At 61.1% G+C, this 18,171-nt stretch carries 16 protein-coding genes; 10 read left to right on the top strand and 6 right to left on the bottom strand.

Translation table 11 applies throughout. From position 1 onward, the window contains the following. The first annotated feature begins 68 nt into the window (after window positions 1-68). From der to SOP85_RS09515, 3 genes are all read left to right on the top strand, one after another. Window positions 69-1,538, top strand: a complete 1,470-nt coding sequence (gene der, locus SOP85_RS09525; protein ID WP_274077259.1) for a ribosome biogenesis GTPase Der — start codon at window positions 69-71, stop codon at window positions 1,536-1,538. A 123-nt stretch (window positions 1,539-1,661) separates the two neighbouring features. After that, window positions 1,662-2,810 carry a pyridoxal phosphate-dependent aminotransferase gene (locus tag SOP85_RS09520; protein WP_323626777.1) on the top strand — a complete coding sequence of 383 codons (1,149 nt, stop codon included), beginning with the start codon at window positions 1,662-1,664 and terminating at the stop codon, window positions 2,808-2,810. Beyond that, window positions 2,798-3,589, top strand: a complete 792-nt coding sequence (locus SOP85_RS09515; RefSeq protein ID WP_323626776.1) for an amidohydrolase — start codon at window positions 2,798-2,800, stop codon at window positions 3,587-3,589. The genes SOP85_RS09520 and SOP85_RS09515 overlap by 13 nt, the downstream gene beginning before the upstream one ends. Before the next feature lie 186 nt (window positions 3,590-3,775). On the opposite strand, the gene leuA is transcribed toward SOP85_RS09515, so the two are convergent. Next, entirely contained in the window at window positions 3,776-5,455 is a 1,680-nt protein-coding gene (leuA, locus tag SOP85_RS09510) for a 2-isopropylmalate synthase (protein ID WP_274077256.1), read from the bottom strand. 389 nt (window positions 5,456-5,844) lie between these two features. Here leuA and SOP85_RS09505 point away from each other — a divergent pair, with 389 nt between their 5' ends. Further along, window positions 5,845-6,201, top strand: coding sequence for a hypothetical protein (locus SOP85_RS09505; protein ID WP_274077255.1), 357 nt, complete (start codon window positions 5,845-5,847; stop codon window positions 6,199-6,201). A 109-nt stretch (window positions 6,202-6,310) separates the two neighbouring features. Here the strand turns inward: SOP85_RS09505 and SOP85_RS09500 are convergent, their stop codons facing one another. Next, window positions 6,311-7,132, bottom strand: a complete 822-nt coding sequence (locus SOP85_RS09500) for a peptidoglycan DD-metalloendopeptidase family protein (RefSeq protein ID WP_323626775.1) — start codon at window positions 7,130-7,132, stop codon at window positions 6,311-6,313. A 3-nt stretch (window positions 7,133-7,135) separates the two neighbouring features. Continuing rightward, a complete protein-coding gene (xseA, locus tag SOP85_RS09495; protein ID WP_274077253.1) occupies window positions 7,136-8,515 on the bottom strand; it encodes an exodeoxyribonuclease VII large subunit in 1,380 nt (459 codons plus the stop codon). A gap of 184 nt (window positions 8,516-8,699) precedes the next feature. Between xseA and SOP85_RS09490 the strand changes: the two genes are divergently transcribed. The 6 genes from SOP85_RS09490 (at window position 8,700) to tadA (ending at window position 15,505) form a co-directional block, all read left to right on the top strand. Then, window positions 8,700-9,467, top strand: a complete 768-nt coding sequence (locus SOP85_RS09490) for a sulfite exporter TauE/SafE family protein (RefSeq protein WP_323626774.1) — start codon at window positions 8,700-8,702, stop codon at window positions 9,465-9,467. Between the two features lie 61 nt (window positions 9,468-9,528). Continuing rightward, entirely contained in the window at window positions 9,529-10,077 is a 549-nt protein-coding gene (locus SOP85_RS09485) for a sugar ABC transporter ATPase (RefSeq protein WP_323605716.1), read from the top strand. 207 nt (window positions 10,078-10,284) lie between these two features. Continuing rightward, on the top strand, window positions 10,285-11,754 hold the full coding sequence (guaB, locus tag SOP85_RS09480) for an IMP dehydrogenase (RefSeq protein WP_274077250.1): 1,470 nt from the start codon (window positions 10,285-10,287) through the stop codon (window positions 11,752-11,754). A gap of 99 nt (window positions 11,755-11,853) precedes the next feature. Beyond that, entirely contained in the window at window positions 11,854-13,431 is a 1,578-nt protein-coding gene (gene guaA / locus SOP85_RS09475; protein ID WP_008053207.1) for a glutamine-hydrolyzing GMP synthase, read from the top strand. A 200-nt stretch (window positions 13,432-13,631) separates the two neighbouring features. Beyond that, on the top strand, window positions 13,632-15,008 hold the full coding sequence (locus SOP85_RS09470; RefSeq protein WP_274077249.1) for a multicopper oxidase family protein: 1,377 nt from the start codon (window positions 13,632-13,634) through the stop codon (window positions 15,006-15,008). After that, window positions 15,008-15,505, top strand: a complete 498-nt coding sequence (tadA, locus tag SOP85_RS09465) for a tRNA adenosine(34) deaminase TadA (RefSeq protein WP_103394327.1) — start codon at window positions 15,008-15,010, stop codon at window positions 15,503-15,505. The genes SOP85_RS09470 and tadA overlap by 1 nt, the downstream gene beginning before the upstream one ends. 130 nt (window positions 15,506-15,635) lie before the next feature. Here tadA and cmoB read toward each other — a convergent pair whose 3' ends face one another. From cmoB to SOP85_RS09450, 3 genes are all read right to left on the bottom strand, one after another. Beyond that, the gene (cmoB, locus tag SOP85_RS09460; protein WP_274077247.1) at window positions 15,636-16,592 is read right to left on the bottom strand and encodes a tRNA 5-methoxyuridine(34)/uridine 5-oxyacetic acid(34) synthase CmoB; all 957 of its coding nucleotides are present in this window, start codon (window positions 16,590-16,592) and stop codon (window positions 15,636-15,638) included. Continuing rightward, window positions 16,589-17,368: a carboxy-S-adenosyl-L-methionine synthase CmoA gene (gene cmoA, locus SOP85_RS09455; RefSeq protein WP_323626772.1), complete on the bottom strand. Its 780-nt coding sequence runs from the start codon at window positions 17,366-17,368 to the stop codon at window positions 16,589-16,591. The genes cmoB and cmoA overlap by 4 nt, the downstream gene beginning before the upstream one ends. Before the next feature lie 165 nt (window positions 17,369-17,533). Beyond that, on the bottom strand, window positions 17,534-18,169 hold the full coding sequence (locus tag SOP85_RS09450) for a lysoplasmalogenase (RefSeq protein ID WP_323626771.1): 636 nt from the start codon (window positions 18,167-18,169) through the stop codon (window positions 17,534-17,536). Window positions 18,170-18,171: the final 2 nt, after the last annotated feature.

The following is an 18,171-nucleotide window of genomic DNA, read 5'->3' as shown; positions in this document are numbered from 1 at the left end:
GCCCCGAGCACCAGCCGCTGCCTAGCAGCGGCTTTTGTATTTTCTGAAATAACGAAGTGGAGAGCCGCATGGTTCCCGTAATCGCCCTGGTGGGCCGACCGAACGTCGGCAAGTCCACCTTGTTCAACCGCCTGACCAGGACTCGCGACGCCATCGTCGGCGACTTGTCCGGTCTGACCCGTGATCGCCAATACGGTGAGGCCAAGTGGCAAGGGCGTTCCTACATTCTGGTCGACACCGGCGGTATCTCCGGTGACGAGCATGGTATGGACGAAAAAATGGCCGAGCAGTCGCTGCTGGCCATTGAAGAAGCAGATGTCGTTCTATTCCTGGTAGATGCCAAGGCTGGTTTCACCGCCGCCGACCAGATGATCGCCGAGCATTTGCGCAAACGTAACAAGCGTTCCTACGTGGTTGCCAACAAGGTCGACAATATCGACCCTGACATGGCCCGCGCCGAATTCGCCCCGTTGGGCATGGGCCACGCGATCCCGATCGCCGGTGCCCATGGCCGTGGCATCACGCAGATGCTGGAAATCGCCCTGAGCGAATTCCCGAAAGACGAAGAAGAGCCGGAAGAAGGCGAGGAAGAGATCGTTGCCGAAGGCGAGGAAGCCAAGCGCATTCCTGGCCCGAGCGAAAAAGACGGGATCAAGATCGCCATCATCGGCCGTCCGAACGTGGGCAAGTCGACCCTGGTCAACCGCATGCTCGGTGAAGACCGGGTGATCGTGTACGACCAACCCGGCACCACCCGCGACAGCATCTACATCCCGTTCGAGCGTAACGACGAGAAGTACACGCTGATCGACACCGCCGGTGTGCGCAAGCGCGGCAAGATCCACGAAGAAGTCGAAAAGTTCTCCGTGGTCAAGACCCTGCAGGCGATCAAAGACGCCAACGTGGTGATCTTCGTGATGGACGCCCGCGAAGGCGTGGTCGATCACGACCTCAACCTGCTGGGCTTCGCCATTGAATCGGGTCGTGCGCTGGTTATCGCGATCAACAAGTGGGACGGCATGACGCCGAGCGAGCGCGACTTCGTGAAGGTCGAGCTGCAACGTCGGCTGTTCTTCGTCGACTACGCCGACATCCACTTCATCTCGGCATTGCACGGCACTGGCGTGGGCAACCTGTACGCCTCCGTACAGAACTCGTTCAAGTCGGCTGTTACTCGCTGGCCAACCAACCGCCTGACCCAGATCCTGGAAGATGCGGTTGGCGAACACGCGCCGCCGATGGTCAACAACCGCCGGATCAAGCTGCGTTACGCTCACCTGGGTGGCGCGAACCCGCCGATCATCGTGATCCACGGTAACCAGATCGAAAAAGTGCCGAAGTCGTACGTGCGCTATCTGGAGAACACTTACCGCCGTGTGCTGAAGCTGGTCGGTACGCCGATCCGCATCGAGTTCAAGGGCGGCGAGAACCCGTACGAAGGCAACAAGAACTCGCTGACAGACCGCCAGGTCAACAAGAAGCGTCGCTTGATGTCGCACCACAAGAAGGCCGACAAGAAGCGCCGCGACAAGCGTTGATTCAGGTTTTTCCCGTGGGATCGAAAGGGCGCCGATGGCGCCCTTTTTCATGCCTGCCGTTTGGGCTATCCTCGGGCTCTCCCGCGCCGCCGTTAGAGCCGGGTGCAGAGCAGGGATTCCTCGATGATCACCAGTAAGCTGCCGAATGTCGGCATCACCATCTTCACCCAGATGTCTCAGCTCGCGGCGCAAACCGGGGCGCTCAACCTGTCCCAGGGCTTCCCCGATTTCGATGCCCCGCAAGCCCTGTGCGATGCGGTCGGTCGGCATATTGCCAGTGGCCACAACCAGTATTCGCCGATGACCGGCCTGCTGGCGCTGCGTCAGCAGATTTCGGCAAAGATTGCTCGTAGCTATGGCGTGAACGTCGATGCCGACAACGAGATTACGGTCACTCCAGGCGCGACCCAGGCGATCTTCTGCGCGATCCAGGCGGTTATCCGCAGCGGCGACGAAGTGATCGTCTTCGATCCGTGCTACGACAGCTACGAGCCCTCGGTGGAACTGGCCGGCGGTCGTTGCGTGCATGTGCAGCTCGGGCTCAATGATTTCTCCATCGACTTCCAGAAACTGGCCGAGGCGCTTACCCCGCGCACGCGAATGATCGTGCTGAACTCTCCGCACAACCCAAGCGGGGCGCTGATCAGCCGCGCCGAGCTGGATCAGTTGGCGGACCTGATTCGTGATCGCGATATCTACCTGGTCAGCGACGAAGTCTACGAACACCTGGTGTTCGACTGCGTGGCCCACGCCAGCGTACTCAATCACGAAGAGCTGTATCAGCGCGCCTTTGTGGTCAGCTCGTTCGGCAAGACTTATCACGTCACGGGTTGGAAAACCGGCTACGTGGTGGCGCCACCGGCTCTCACGGCTGAGCTGCGCAAGGTGCACCAGTACGTGAGTTTCTGCGGCGTGACGCCGCTGCAATACGCCTTGGCCGACTTCATGGCCGAGCATCCGGAACACGTCGAAGAATTGCCGGCGTTCTACCAGGCCAAGCGCGATCTGTTCTGCGATCTGCTGGCGCCTTCGCGCTTCAGTTTCACCCGGGCTACCGGTACCTATTTCCAGCTGGTTGACTATTCACAGATCCGCCCCGACCTCAATGACGTCGAAATGGCCCTGTGGATGACCCGCGAACATGGCGTGGCGAGTATTCCGATCTCGGTGTTCTACCAGACGCCACCGGTCGGCCAGCGCCTGGTGCGCCTGTGCTTTGCCAAACGTGAGGAGACCCTGCGTGAAGCAGCGGAAAAACTATGCGTGATCTGAGTGCACTGCCGAACCTGACCGTTGCGCTGATCCAGACCACCCTGGCCTGGCACGACCGCCAGGCCAACCTCGAGCATTTCGAGCAGTTGCTGGAGCAGGCCCGCGGTGCTGACCTGATCATCCTGCCGGAGATGTTCACCACCGGTTTCTCCATGGAGTCCGAGACCCTCGCTGAAGCGGAAAACGGCCCCACCAGCAAATGGCTGCGGGCTCAATCAGCGAAGCTCGATGCGGTGATCACCGGCAGCGTGATTGTGCAGGCCGCCGATGGCAGTCATCGCAACCGCCTGTTGTGGGCACGGCCGGACGGCGAAGTGTGGCACTACGACAAACGCCACCTGTTCCGCATGGCCGGTGAACATAACCACTACACCCCCGGCGAGCGCCAGGTGCAGTTCGAGCTCAAGGGCTGGCGAGTACGGCCGCTGATTTGCTACGACCTGCGCTTCCCGGTGTGGAGTCGCGATGCCCAGGACACGGACCTGTTGCTGTACACCGCCAACTGGCCGGGCGCGCGGCGCCAGCACTGGAACCGGTTGCTGCCGGCGCGGGCGATCGAGAACTTGTGTTATGTGGCGGCGGTGAATCGCGTCGGCTCCGACGGCAAGGGCTTTGCTTATACCGGTGACAGCCAGGTGCTGGATTTCCAGGGTGAGACCTTGCTCAGTGCTGGGGAGGCGGATGGGGTGTTCAAGGTGACGCTGGATGCGGCGGAGCTGGCGGCTTATCGCACGCGGTTTCCGGCGAATCTGGATGCCGATACCTTCGAGTTCACCTGATATTTTCGGTGCCTGACAGGACCCTATCGCCAGCAGGCTGGCTCCCACAGTGGACCGTGTTCACAACACAATTCCCCTGTGGGAGCTAGCCTGCTGGCGATGGCGCCAAAACAGGCAACACAAAATCATCAGGCAAAAAAAGGCCCCGAGGTTCTCACCTAGGGGCCTTTTGCTTTTCAGCATCGCTTAGGCAGCTTTCGCTTCCGGCTGGCTCAACGAGCGGTTCAACGCGCTAAACAGGGCCTTGAAGCTGGCAGTAGTGATGTTTTCATCAATACCCACCCCATGAACCGCACGTTCACCATTCACACGCAGCTCGATGTAGGCCGCCGCCTTGGCATTGGTGCCCGCGCCGATGGCGTGTTCGTTGTAGTCCATGATTTCCACCGGAATCGGCAGACCGGCCACCAGTGCTTCCAGGGCGCCGTTGCCCTTGCCGCGCCAGTGCAGGTTGGTTTCGCCTTGGCCCTTGCTCGCCACTTCCACTTCGACGGCGCTGTTGCCGTTTTCTTCCTGCAGGCGATGGCTGACCAGCGCGTACGGGGTGTTGGCTTGCAGGTACTCGCTGATCAACAGCGAGTGGATCTGCTTGGCGGTCATTTCCAGGCCCAGGCGATCGGTTTCACGCTGCACAACCTGGCTGAACTCGATCTGCATGCGACGCGGCAGGCTGATGCCGTATTCCTGCTCCAGCAGGTAGGCGATACCGCCCTTGCCCGACTGGCTGTTGACGCGGATGACCGCCTCATAGCTGCGGCCGATGTCGGCCGGGTCGATCGGCAGGTATGGCACTTCCCACAATGCATCGGATTTCTGCTGGGCGAAGCCCTTGCGGATCGCATCCTGGTGCGAGCCGGAGAACGCGGTGTGCACCAGGTCGCCGACGTACGGGTGACGTGGGTGCACCTGGATCTGGTTGCACTCTTCGACGACCTTGCGCACGCCGTCGATGTCGGAGAAGTCCAGCTGCGGGTCGAGACCCTGGGTGTACATGTTCAGGGCGACGGTCACCAGGTCGACGTTGCCGGTACGCTCGCCGTTGCCGAACAGGCAGCCTTCGACGCGGTCGGCGCCGGCCATCAGGCCCAGTTCGGTGGCTGCAACGCCAGTACCACGGTCGTTGTGGGTGTGCAGGCTGATGATCACGCTGTCACGACGGTTGATGTGACGGCCGAACCATTCAATCTGGTCGGCATAGATGTTCGGGGTCGCGCATTCGACGGTGGCCGGCAGGTTGAGGATCATCTTGTGCTCGGGCGTCGGGTTCCAGACCTCGATCACCGCGTCGCAGACTTCCTTGGCGAACTCCAGTTCGGTGGCGCTGAAGGTTTCCGGCGAGTACTCGAAGGTCCACTCGGTGTCCGGCTGCATGGCCGCGTACTTGACGAACAGCTTGGCCGCGCTGACGGCGATTTCCTTGATCCCGTCCTTGTCCTGGTTGAAGACAATGCGGCGGAAGGAAGGGGAGGTCGCGTTGTACAGGTGAACGATGGCTTTCTTCGCCCCGCGCAGGGATTCGAAGGTGCGCTCGATCAGGTCTTCACGGCCCTGGGTCAGCACCTGGATGGTGGTGTCGTCCGGGATGTGGCCGCCTTCGATCAGGGTGCGCACGAAGTCGAAGTCGGTTTGCGAAGCGGCCGGGAACGACGCTTCGATTTCCTTCACGCCGACCTGCACCAGGGTTTTCCAGAAGCGCAGTTTCTTGACCGCGTCCATCGGCTCGATCAGCGACTGGTTGCCATCACGCAGGTCGGAGCTGCACCAGATCGGCGCGGCGGTGATGGTCTTCGACGGCCAGGTGCGGTCCGGGATATCGATGGTCGGGAACGCGCGGTATTTCGAAGACGGGTCTTTGAGCATGCTCATCGGGAAATCCTTATTGTGTGGGCCGAAAAAAGGCGGCCTGCCGGTGGATCAATATGTTCTTGGAGTAACGCTGGGATGAGGCGCCGCGATTCAGCCCGGCAGTCGTGCGCTGACAAGGCACAAACTGCGATGCTGACGAAGCTGAATGAGGGTGTGAGAGGTTTTCATGCCTTCAACCCTAACCGCGGGGGGGAAGGATGGCAAGCAGTCGAAAAAAATTGAGAGGAATCCTCTTCAGGGCATCTGTAACGAGATTTTATTGCGGTGAATCCGGGTGATCATCAGGTTGCTTGCGCGAGGTTTGAGCGATGCGCAATTGAAGGTTTCAGCGCCGGCTGTTGGTGGCGGGGCTATTCTTAAAGCCTCGACTGGCAAACAAGGAGTCGGCAATGAACGAGTACGATTGGAAGCTATACAGCGTATTGCGACCGCTGGCCCATGAGCGGATGTGCACCCGGATCATGTCCGACGTCGAAAAGATCGTGCTGGACAAGAGCGTCGCACCCTATGAACGGATCGATGCCAGTGAGGAGTTGCTCAAGGCTGGGCAAAAAGAGCTGTATTGGGCGTTTGGTGTGTTCAGGTTTTCACGGCATGAAGCGCGGTCGCATTTGCTGGGGTTGTGCGCGCGGGAGTTGATCACGGCCGAGGAGCTGAGCGGGTTTTCACCGGAAACACAGGAGTGGGTGAGGCACTGCCTGGCGGACCGGGAGGCTCATGGGATTGAGGATCTGGATGCGGAATAAATGGTTGCCTGTGACGCCGCCTTCGCGAGCAAGCCCGCTCCCACATTAGAATGCATTTCAATGTGGGAGCGGGCTTGCTCGCGAAGAGGCCGGTCGCCTCACCGTACTGTTAAGGCTGAAACGCGCCGATAAAGATCGCCGGATCCACCCGCGCATCATTCAAGCTGACATTCCAATGCATGTGCGGCCCAGTCGCCCGGCCAGTCGCTCCGACTTTACCCACCACGCCACCGCGAGCCAGCTGCTGGCCGACCTTCACGTCAATCTTCGACATGTGGCAGAACATGCTGATGAAGCCTTGGCCATGGTCGACAAACACCGTGTTGCCATTAAAGAAGTAGTTACCAATCAGGATCACCTTGCCCGCCGCCGGGGTCTTGATCGGCGTGCCGGCTGGCACGGCAAAATCCAGGCCCGAGTGCGGATTGCGCTCTTCACCGTTGAAGAACCGGCGCACGCCGAACTTGCTCGACAGCGGGCCGTTGACCGGCTTGTCCAGCAGCAGGTTGCTCGGTGTATTCGGGCTAAAGGTGCGGTAGGCCGCGATCTGCTCGGCCAGCTCACGCTCGATGCGTTTGAGGTTGTCCTGGTCAGGATTGACCTGTTGGGTGTTCTTGAGGGTGATGCGCTGTTCCGGGTACTTCTTGTTGCCAACGGTGAAAACCAGGTTGCGCCCGCCGCTGCTGATCGACTGTGCACCCGGCTTGACGGTCAGCGGCACGCCAACGATGGCCAGCCAGTTGTTCTGTTCCTTGACCACCAGCACCGGTTTGCCCTGGTAGCTGGCTTTAGGCGCTTGCGCGGAACTGCCCAGATCGACCACCGCCACACCGCCCGGCACCGGTTTGTTCAACAGGCGGGTGATGTAGCTGTCGGCGTGGGCGTTGAGGGTCAGGCACAGCAACAACAATGGAGCTAAAAAGCGCGGCATGGATCAATCCAGTAGAGAAAGTGTGACGGGCGTCAGGTGATTGTCTTCGACCCGCACGTGCAGTTCGCCTTCACCCAGTTTGGCCTTCAGGCGCTGGCCCGTGTGGGTCTGAGCGGCGCTGCGGATCGCCTGGCCACGCTCGTCGAGCAAAATGCTGTAGCCACGGCCGAGGGTCGCCAGGGGGCTGACCACATGCAGCGTCTGCATCTGGCTCTGCAGTTGCAGGCGACGGCTTTTCAGGCCCTCGCGGATGGCCCGGGGCAGGCGTTCGGCGAGGCTGTCGAGACGTTGGCGCAGCATCGCCAATTGCCGGCCCGGATGCTGCCCGGCCAGGCGGGTTTCCAGGCGGATCAGCCGTTCGCGGCGGGTGTTGAGGCTGCGTTCGAAGGCGCGGCGCATGCGCATGTCGAGGTCATCCAGGCGTTGCGCTTGCTGGCGCAGGCGTTCGCCGGGATGGCGCAGGCGCCGGGAAATACCTTCCAGGCGCAGCCGGTCGCGCATCAGGCGATCGCGCATGCGCATCACCAGGCGTCGATGCAGGCTTTCGACGCGGCGCACCAGGTCGCTGGAGTCCGGTGCGAGCAATTCGGCGGCGGCCGATGGCGTGGGTGCGCGCACGTCAGCGACGAAGTCACTGATGGAGACGTCGGTTTCATGCCCGACGGCGCTGACGATCGGCGTCACGCAGGCATCCACGGCGCGGGCCACGGCTTCTTCGTTGAAGCACCAGAGGTCTTCCAGCGAACCGCCGCCGCGGGCCAGGATCAACGCGTCGAAGCCGCGCGCATCCGCCAGTTTCAGGGCGCGGACAATCTGCGCGGTGGCTTCGCGCCCCTGCACGGCGGTGGGGATCAGGGTCAGTTGCACCTGCGGCGCGCGGCGGCGGAACACGCTGATGATGTCGCGGATGACGGCGCCTGTGGGCGAGCTGATGATGCCGATGCGCTGCGGATGCGCCGGCAGCGGTACTTTGCGCTCGGCGCTGAACAGGCCTTCGGCGCTGAGTTTTTCCTTCAAGGCATCGAAGGCCAGGCGCAACGCGCCATCACCGGCCGGCTCCACGGTATCGAGGATCAGCTGGTAATCGCCGCGTCCTTCGAACAGCGAGACCTTGCCCCGTACCTTGACGGCCAGGCCATCCTTCAAGGCTTGCCGCACCCGCGCGGCGTTTTGCCGGAACAGTGCGCAACGCACTTGGGCGCCGCTGTCCTTGAGGGTGAAATACACATGGCCCGACGCTGGACGGGCGAGGTTGGAGATTTCGCCTTCGACCCAGATGTTGCTGAAGACGTCTTCAAGCAACACCCGCGCGCGGCCGTTGAGCTGGCTGACGGTGAGGACTTCGCGGTCCAGGCCGAGTCTTGCAAAGGGATCTTTAATCATGGGGCGCAGTTTAAAGGCATTCGATGGGCAATCTCCATGACCTGGCATAAATCCCTTGTGGGAGCGGGCTTGCTCGCGAATACGGTTTAACATTCAGCATCTTAATCGACTGACACACCGCTTTCGCGAGCAAGCCCGCTCCCACAGGGTCGGGTTCCGCTCTGAAATTCAAGGAAGATTCGCAATGAATGTATTAGAGCTGTTAAACCAATGGCACTTCGGTGCCACTGACTGGCTGGTAATCGGGTTGGGCATCGCCCTGGCCTACATCGTGTTCGGCATCGCGGGCTTCGGCACCGCGCTGGTGGCCGGGCCGATGCTGATCCTGTTCATGCCGCTGTCGAAGATCGTGCCCTTGCTGGTGCTGCTGGATTTTGTCGCGGCCTTCGGCAATCTGTTGCCTTCACGGCGCGATGTGGCAAAACCGGAGCTGCTGCGATTACTGCCTTGCATGGCTGTGGGCTGCACCCTGGGCGTGATCTTTCTGTTGAACCTCAAGTCCGATCTGTTGCTGCTGTTGATGGGGCTGTTCATCAGTGCCTATGCCATCTACAGCCTGTGGATCAAAGCGCGTCCGGCGCAATTGTCTGCCGCCTGGGCAGTGCCGATGGGCACCGTGGGCGGGATGTTCGGGGCGTTGTTTGGCAGTGGCGGCTTTCTCTACGCGATCTATTTGAACAGCCGCTTGCCCAAGGAAGCGGCCCGTGCGACCCAGAGTGCGCTGATCAGTTGCAGCACGGTGGTGCGTCTGAGCCTGTTCATTGTCGCGGGCGTCTATGCCGAGCTACCCTTGTTGGTGCTGGCGCTGTGTTTGTTGCCGGCCATGGCCCTGGGCCTGTGGATCGGTCGACGGTTGACCATGAAGTTGTCGCGCGAAGCGTTCGTGCGGCTGGTGACCTGGCTGGTGCTGGCCAGTGGCATCGCCTTGATCGGGCGTTACTTGAGTACTTGACCTGTGAATCCCCGGGCTTAAGCTGCCGGGCTTCTTTCAAAGCGTTGCAGCAGGCCGCCCCATGAATTCCCAAAGCATCATTGTCCCGAAAATCTCCACGCTGCCGGTGCACGAGCCCCGGGCCCGGGCGATCGTGCGTTGGCTGGTGCGCAAGAACATCATCAACGAAGAGCTGACCACCTGCGGCCGCACCGGCAATCGCATGGCCCATGCCATCGGCGAGGGTGCCCGGGATGTGGTCCTGCACCCGCAAGCCCTGCCGTTCGGCGAGCCGGTCAATGGCCTGGAGATCGTCACCAAGCGCTGCATCTATACGCCGGCCAAGGGATTTCTTGGCGAGGCCGGTTGTGCCGAGTGTCGCAAGGAGATCGGGGAAGCGCTGTTCGAAAGTCTCGAAGACTGGATGCCCGGGCGTACCGACAACTTCACTTGCCCGGAATGCGGGCACGAAGACGACATCAACGGCTTTCTGTACCTGCAGGAGTGCGGCTTTTCCAACCTGGGCTTCATCTTCAATAACTGGGCCGAGGCGGGGTTCAAGCAGAGCTTTCTTGATGAGTTTGCCGATTGGCTGGATCAACCGGTGAGTTGGGTGAAAGTGGAGTTGTGACAGGTCTGATGGACCGCGTTATCGTTCATCGCTGGCAAGCCAGCTCCTACAGGATCGCGTCGAATTTGTAGGAGCCGGCTTGCTGGCGATGCTCTTCAAATGTCCCGTCGATCACCGTATCGATAATAGACAGAGTTTTACATTGAACCCGAGGGGGTGTCTGACTATAATGGCGCGCTTCCATTTTCCCGCTCGGGAGCCCCCGCGATGCTGCGTATCAGCCAAGAAGCTCTGACATTCGACGACATTCTCCTAGTGCCCGGTTATTCCGAGGTGCTTCCTAACGAAGTCAGTCTCAAGACCCGCCTTACCCGTGGCATCGAGCTGAATATTCCACTGGTTTCCGCCGCCATGGACACCGTCACTGAAGCCCGTCTGGCAATTGCCATGGCTCAGGAAGGTGGTATCGGTATCATCCACAAGAACATGACCATCGAGCAGCAAGCTGCCGAAGTGCGCAAGGTCAAGCGTTACGAAGCCGGTGTGGTCAAGGACCCGATCACCATCGACGCCGACGCCACCGTGCGCGAATTGTTCGAACTGACCCGCATGCACAACATCTCCGGCGTTCCGGTGCTGCACAATGGCGACCTCGTCGGCATCGTGACCTCCCGTGACGTGCGTTTCGAGAACCGTCTGGAAGCCACTGTCCGTGAAGTGATGACGCCTAAAGAGCGTCTGGTCACGGTCAAGGAAGGCGCCGACAAGAACGATGTGCGTGAACTGCTGCACAAGCACCGCATCGAGCGCGTGCTGATCGTCGACGACAAATTTGCCCTCAAAGGCATGATGACCGTCAACGACATCGAAAAAGCCAAGGCTTACCCGCTGGCCAGCAAGGACGATCAAGGTCGTCTGCGCGTGGGTGCTGCGGTCGGTACCGGTAAAGACACCGGTGACCGCGTTACCGCGCTGGTCGCTGCCGGCGTTGACGTGGTGGTGGTCGACACCGCCCACGGTCACTCCAAAGGCGTGATCGACCGCGTTCGCTGGGTCAAGCAGAACTTCCCTGAAGTGCAGGTGATTGGCGGCAACATCGCCACCGGCGCTGCCGCCAAGGCCCTGGCCGAAGCGGGCGCTGACGCAGTCAAGGTCGGTATCGGCCCAGGTTCGATCTGCACCACCCGTATCGTCGCCGGTGTCGGCGTCCCGCAAATCAGTGCCATCGCCAACGTCGCCGCTGCCCTTGAAGGCACTGGCGTACCGTTGATCGCCGACGGCGGCATCCGTTTCTCCGGTGACCTGTCCAAGGCCATCGTAGCCGGTGCCTCCTGCGTGATGATGGGCTCGATGTTCGCCGGTACCGAAGAAGCGCCGGGCGAGATCGAACTGTTCCAGGGTCGTTCGTACAAGGCTTACCGCGGCATGGGTTCGCTGGGCGCCATGTCCCAGGCCCAAGGCTCCTCCGACCGTTACTTCCAGGACTCCTCGGCAGGCGCCGAGAAACTGGTTCCGGAAGGCATCGAAGGCCGTGTGCCGTACAAAGGCACCCTGAGCGCCATCATCCATCAACTGATGGGTGGCCTGCGCTCCTCGATGGGCTACACCGGCAGTGCCGACATCGAAGAGATGCGCACCAAGCCTGAGTTCGTGCGGATCACCGGCGCTGGCATGGCCGAGTCCCACGTCCACGACGTGCAGATCACCAAGGAAGCGCCAAACTACCGCGTAGGTTGAGCCTTCAAGCAATACATCAAGCAACCGGGGCTGTTTTATTCAGCCCCGAGTTGTTTCTGAATCACGACTGTGTCCGAATTTTTTAGACGAGACTGAATCATGGCCCTCGACATTCACGCCCACCGCATCCTGATCCTCGACTTCGGTTCCCAGTACACCCAACTGATCGCCCGCCGCGTGCGTGAAATCGGCGTGTACTGCGAACTGCACCCGTTCGACATGGACGAAGATGCGATCCGCGAATTCGCTCCTAAAGGCGTCATCCTCGCCGGTGGCCCAGAGTCGGTGCACGAAGCCAACAGCCCTCGCTGCCCGCAAGCCGTTTTCGACCTGGGCGTGCCGGTCTTCGGTATCTGCTACGGCATGCAGACCATGGCCGAGCAACTGGGCGGCAAGGTTGAAGGTTCCGAGCTGCGTGAGTTCGGTTACGCCCGCGTCGACGTGGTCGGCAAGAGCCGCCTGCTCGACGGCATCGAAGACCACATCGACGCCGACGGCCTGTTCGGCCTCGACGTGTGGATGAGCCACGGTGACAAAGTTACCCGCATGCCGGAAGACTTCCATATCCTGGCCAGCACCCCGAGCTGCCCGATCGCCGGCATGTTCAGCGACGAGCGTCGTTACTACGGCGTGCAGTTCCACCCGGAAGTGACCCACACCAAGCAGGGCGGTCGCATCCTGTCGCGTTTCATCCTCGACATCTGCGAGTGTGAAGCCCTGTGGACCCCTTCGAAGATCGCTGAAGACGCCATCGCCCAGGTTCGCGCCCAGGTCGGCACCGACAACGTCCTGCTCGGCCTGTCCGGCGGTGTGGACTCGTCCGTGGTTGCCGCGCTGCTGCACAAGGCCATCGGCGACCAGCTGACCTGCGTATTCGTCGACAACGGCCTGCTGCGCCTGCACGAAGGCGAGCAAGTGATGGCCATGTTCGCCGAGAACATGGGCGTCAAGGTGATCCGCGCCAACGCCGAGGAGCAGTTCCTCGGTAACCTGGCCGGCGAAGCCGACCCGGAGAAGAAGCGCAAGATCATCGGCCGTACCTTCATCGACGTGTTCGATGCCGAATCCTGCAAGCTGGACAACATCAAGTACCTGGCCCAGGGCACCATCTACCCGGACGTGATCGAGTCGGCTGGCGCGAAAAGCGGCAAGGCCCACGTGATCAAGTCGCACCACAACGTGGGCGGCCTGCCGGAAGAGATGAACCTGAAGCTGGTCGAGCCACTGCGCGAACTGTTCAAGGACGAAGTCCGTCGTCTGGGCCTGGAACTGGGCCTGCCGTACGACATGGTCTACCGTCACCCGTTCCCGGGCCCGGGCCTGGGCGTGCGCATCCTCGGTGAAGTGAAGAAGGAATACGCCGACCTGCTGCGTCGTGCCGACCACATCTTCATCGAAGAACTGCGCAAGGCCGACTGGTACCACAAGGTCAGCCAGGCGTTCGTGGTGTTCCAGCCGGTGAAATCGGTTGGCGTGGTGGGCGATGGCCGTCGTTACGCCTGGGTCGTGGCCCTGCGTGCCGTGGAAACCATCGACTTCATGACCGCGCGTTGGGCACACCTGCCTTACGAACTGCTGGAAACCGTTTCCGGCCGTATCATCAATGAAATCGAAGGCATCTCCCGCGTCACCTACGACGTGTCGAGCAAGCCGCCGGCGACCATTGAGTGGGAGTGATCCCGCACCAGCCTTGAAGGGTTGATCGCAGGATAAAAAGCCGTGTGAACGAGAGTTCACGCGGCTTTTTGCATTGGAGCCGGCCGTACCTGCGGCCCGTCGTCACGTCCGCTTTGCTGTTTCTTTCGCAACTGCGGGTGTATCGTATTCGCCTTTTGCGGCCCCCGGGCCTGTCGTTGAAACGTGAGGTAGTTGAGTTCATGTCCTTTACCCGTCGTCAAATCCTCGGTGGCCTGGCCGGTCTTGTAGTCGTTGGTGTCGGTGCGGGGGGCGCGTCGCGTTACTGGCTGGGCAAGATGGCTGACGCGGATGCCGGTCACGACTATGAACTGATTGCGGCACCGCTGGACGTCGAGCTGGTGGCCGGGCACAAGACCCCGGCCTGGGCGTTCGGCCCGTCGGCGCCAGGCACCGAATTGCGCGTGCGCCAGGGTGAATGGCTGCGGGTGCGATTCATCAACCATCTGCCGGTTGCCACCACGATTCACTGGCACGGCATCCGCCTGCCGCTGGAAATGGACGGCGTGCCTTACGTGTCGCAGTTGCCAGTGTTGCCGGGTGAATACTTCGATTACAAATTCCGTGTGCCGGATGCCGGCAGCTACTGGTATCACCCGCACGTGAACAGTAGCGAAGAGCTCGGTCGTGGCCTGGTCGGCCCGCTGATCATCGAGGAGCGCGAGCCCACCGGTTTCAAGTATGAAAAGACCTTGAGCCTGAAAAGCTGGCACGTCGACGACGTCGGCAATTTCGTCGAGTTCAGCATTCCCCGGGAAGCCGCCCGTGGCGGTACGGCGGGGCGCCTGGCGACCATCAATGGCGTGCCGCAGGCGGTGATCGACTTGCCCGCCGGACAGATTACCCGGGTGCGCCTGCTCAACCTCGACAACACCCTGACCTATCGCCTGAACATCCCCGGCGTCGAAGCGCAGATCTATGCGCTGGATGGCAATCCCATCGAGCCGCGGCCGCTGGGCAAGGAATACTGGCTGGGCCCCGGCATGCGCATTTGCCTGGCGATCAAGGCGCCACCGGCCGGTGAAGAGTTGTCGTTGCGCAATGGCCCTGTACGCCTGGGCACGTTCCGCTCGGTGGCCAATACCGACGCGCCGACCCAATGGCCACCGGCGCTGCCCGCCAACCCGATTGCCGAGCCGGACCTGGCCAATGCCGAGAAACTCAACTTCAATTTCGAATGGGTCGGTTCGGTCTCGGTGAACGTCGACAACGGCAGGCCGCCGAGCCTGTGGCAGATCAACGGCAAGGCCTGGGACATCACCGACAAGACCTGCGCCGACCGCCCGATCGCCAAGCTCGAGAAGGGCAAGAGCTACATTTTCGAATTGAAAAACATGACTCAGTATCAGCACCCGATTCACCTGCACGGCATGAGCTTCAAGGTGATTGCCTCGAACCGGCACAAGGTCATCCCGTATTTCACCGACACTTACCTGTTGGGTAAGAACGAGCGGGCGCAGGTGGCGCTGGTGGCGGATAATCCTGGCGTGTGGATGTTCCATTGCCATGTGATCGACCACATGGAAACCGGCCTGATGGCCGCTATCGAGGTGGCGTGATGCGTCAGATTCGTCCCGCCGCCATCATCGACCGCAGCCGTGACCGCGACTTCATGCGTGAAGCCCTGGCGCTGGCGGCCCAAGGCGCCGCCCTGGGCGAAGTGCCGGTGGGCGCCGTGCTGGTGCAGGACGGTGAAATCATCGGCCGTGGCTTCAACTGCCCGATCAGCGGCAGCGATCCCAGTGCCCACGCCGAGATGGTGGCGATCCGCGCTGCCGCCCAGGCCGTGAGCAACTATCGCCTGCCGGGCAGCACGCTGTACGTGACGCTGGAGCCGTGCAGCATGTGCGCCGGGTTGATCGTGCATTCAAGGATTGCACGGGTGGTGTATGGCGCGCTGGAGCCCAAAGCCGGGATTGTTCAGAGCCAGGGGCAGTTTTTTACCCAGGGATTTTTGAATCACCGGGTGTTGTATGAGGGTGGGGTGTTGGCAGAGGAGTGTGGGGCTGTTTTAAGTGAGTTCTTCAAGGCCCGCAGAGCCAAACCTTCAGACTGAACACTGAACTAATGTGGGAGCGGGCTTGCTCGCGAAGAGGTGTGTCAGTCGACATGGTTGTTGTCTGACACACCGCTTTCGCGAGCAAGCCCGCTCCCACATTTTGATCTCCATTGATCTGGAGAATGGCTTACTTGCGAGCGACGATCACCGCCCGCATCGGCGCCGGCAGCCCTTCAATGGTCTTGCTGTGATCTTGCGGATCAAGGAAATCACTCAGCGACTGATACTTCATCCACTCGGTGCCGCGCTGTTCCTCGACAGTGGTCACACTCACGTCCACGCATTTCACATCGCTGAACCCGGCACGCCGCAGCCACAACTCCAGGGCCGGCACCGACGGCAGGAACCAAACGTTGCGCATCTGCGCGTAGCGGTCTTCCGGCACCAGCACTTGGTGTTTGTCGCCTTCGACCACCAGGGTTTCCAGCACCAGTTCACCACCCTTGACCAGGCAATCCTTCAGCGCCAGCAAATGCTCGATCGGCGAGCGGCGGTGGTAGAACACGCCCATGGAAAACACCGTGTCGAACCCTTCGAGGTTCGGCGGCAGGTCCTCGAACGGGAAGGGCAGGTGCCAGGCATTCGGCTCTGACAAGTAACGTTGAACCGCCTGGAACTGGCAGAAGAACAACCAGTTCGGATCGACGCCGATCACGCTGTCGGCGCCAGCACCGAGCATGCGCCACATGTAATAGCCGTTGCCGCAGCCGACATCGAGGATGCGCTTGCCCTTGAGCTCCAGGTGCGGTGAGACCCGCGACCATTTCCAGTCCGAGCGCCATTCGGTGTCGACGTGCACGCCAAACAGGTCGAACGGCCCTTTGCGCCATGGTGACAAGCCCATCAGCGCGGTGCGCATTTGTGCGCGGGTTTCATCGTCGCAATCGGTGTCGAGCTTCAAGCCGTTGAGCAAATCAACTTCACTCGGCTGGATCTTCGGTAGGGCGTCCAGTGCGCTCTGCCAGCGTTCCAGGTCACCGTGGCCCTTCTCCATTTTCTTGTCGAGTTGCTGCTGCAGGGTGTTGGCCCAATCAGCCAGCGGCGTGCCGGCCAGACGACGGGCGAGGGGGGACAGATCTATCATGGCAAGGCAATCAACGAGGCAAAGTTAAGACACTGGAACCACGGCACGACTTTCGAGAACCCGGCGGCCAACAGGCGTTCGCGGTGTTCTTCGAGGCTGTCGGGCTTCATGACGTTTTCGATGGCGCTGCGCTTCTGGGCGATTTCCAGTTCGCTGTAGCCGTTGGCGCGCTTGAAGGCGACGTGCAGGTCGGTGAGCAATGCGTGCTCCTTCTCGTCTTCAAAGCGCAGTTTTTCCGAGAGAATCAATGCGCCACCGGGCAATAGCGATTGGCGGATGCGCGACAGCAACGCGGTACGCTGATCTGGCGCGATGAATTGCAGGGTGAAGTTCAAAGCCACCACCGAGGCAGGTTTGAATTCCAGGGCGAGGATGTCGCCTTCGATCACTTCCACCGGCAGCAACTCCTGGAACATCGAGTCCTGGCCGTTCAGATATTCACGGCACCGCTCGACCATCGCCGCGGAGTTATCCACAGCGATAACGCGACAACCCTCGGTGCGCACATGGCGACGCAGCGCCTGGGTTACCGCGCCCAGGGACGAACCGAGGTCGTAGAGCACACTGTTGGGCTGGGCGAACTGCGCGGCGAGCACACCGAGGTTTTCGACGATGGTCGGGTAACCCGGCACCGAGCGCTTGATCATGTCCGGGAACACCCGCACCACGTCCTCGTTGAAGGCGAAGTCAGGCACTTGGGCCAAAGGCTGGGCGAATAGGCGATCGGATTCTTTGCTCACGGCGGTTCCGGCGGTGGATGTGGAAAAGGCCGGCATTTTAGCCAAGTTGGCGCGGGGATGCGCGGGTTGTCTGATAAACCGAAGGGGGCAGTTCTGAAATCTGCGTGTCCAGTCCGACCGCCTTCGCGAGCAAGCCCGCTCCCACAGTGGTTTTGTGTGCGACACAGATTCAATGTGGGAGCGGGCTTGCTCGCGAAGGGGTCAACGCGGTTTCTGATCGAACGCCGATGCCGTGATACCCCATTGGCCAAGCCAATAGCTGAGGATGATCACGTAGGGCGCCGCATCAAACGGAATCACAAACCGACTGATACCAATTACGCTATCCGAAAACACAAACGCCACGGCGCCAGCAGCGGCCAGCAGCGCCGAACGCTTGGGCACGTCAGTACCGAGTCGGGCCAGCGCACGCCAGAGCATGGCGCTGATCGCCAGGCCGTAGACGATCACCGGAATCAGCAAGGGCCCCAGCCCGTGAGAGATCAGTATTCCCAGCAACACCACGCCAACGCCGAGGGCCAGCATCAGTGGCAACAGGGCCAGCCGCTTGCAGTCACTCAAGTAAGCCTTCAGATACGCCAGATGCGCGACCAAAAACGCCCCAAGGCCGAACACGAACAAATCCCCCGGCCAAGCCAGCAACACGTCGCCGACCAGGGAGAAAATCAAGCCAAGGCTGATCCAGCGCCGATACTCGCTGGGCGGTGCGTCGTGCAGCCAGCCGAGCAGGGCCAGGACCGGCAGCGGCTTGACCAGCAGGCAAAGCAGGGAGGCGTGAACGCTCAGGCCATAAATAAAGGTCACCGCGCCCATCAGCGCCAGAATCAGCCAGCCCACGG

It is taken from the genome of Pseudomonas sp. YuFO20, assembly GCF_035064975.1.
Classification (GTDB): Bacteria; Pseudomonadota; Gammaproteobacteria; order Pseudomonadales; family Pseudomonadaceae; genus Aquipseudomonas; species Aquipseudomonas putida_AE.
Note: the sequence above shows the minus strand (reverse complement) of the source record. Positions and strands in the feature narration are given on the sequence as shown.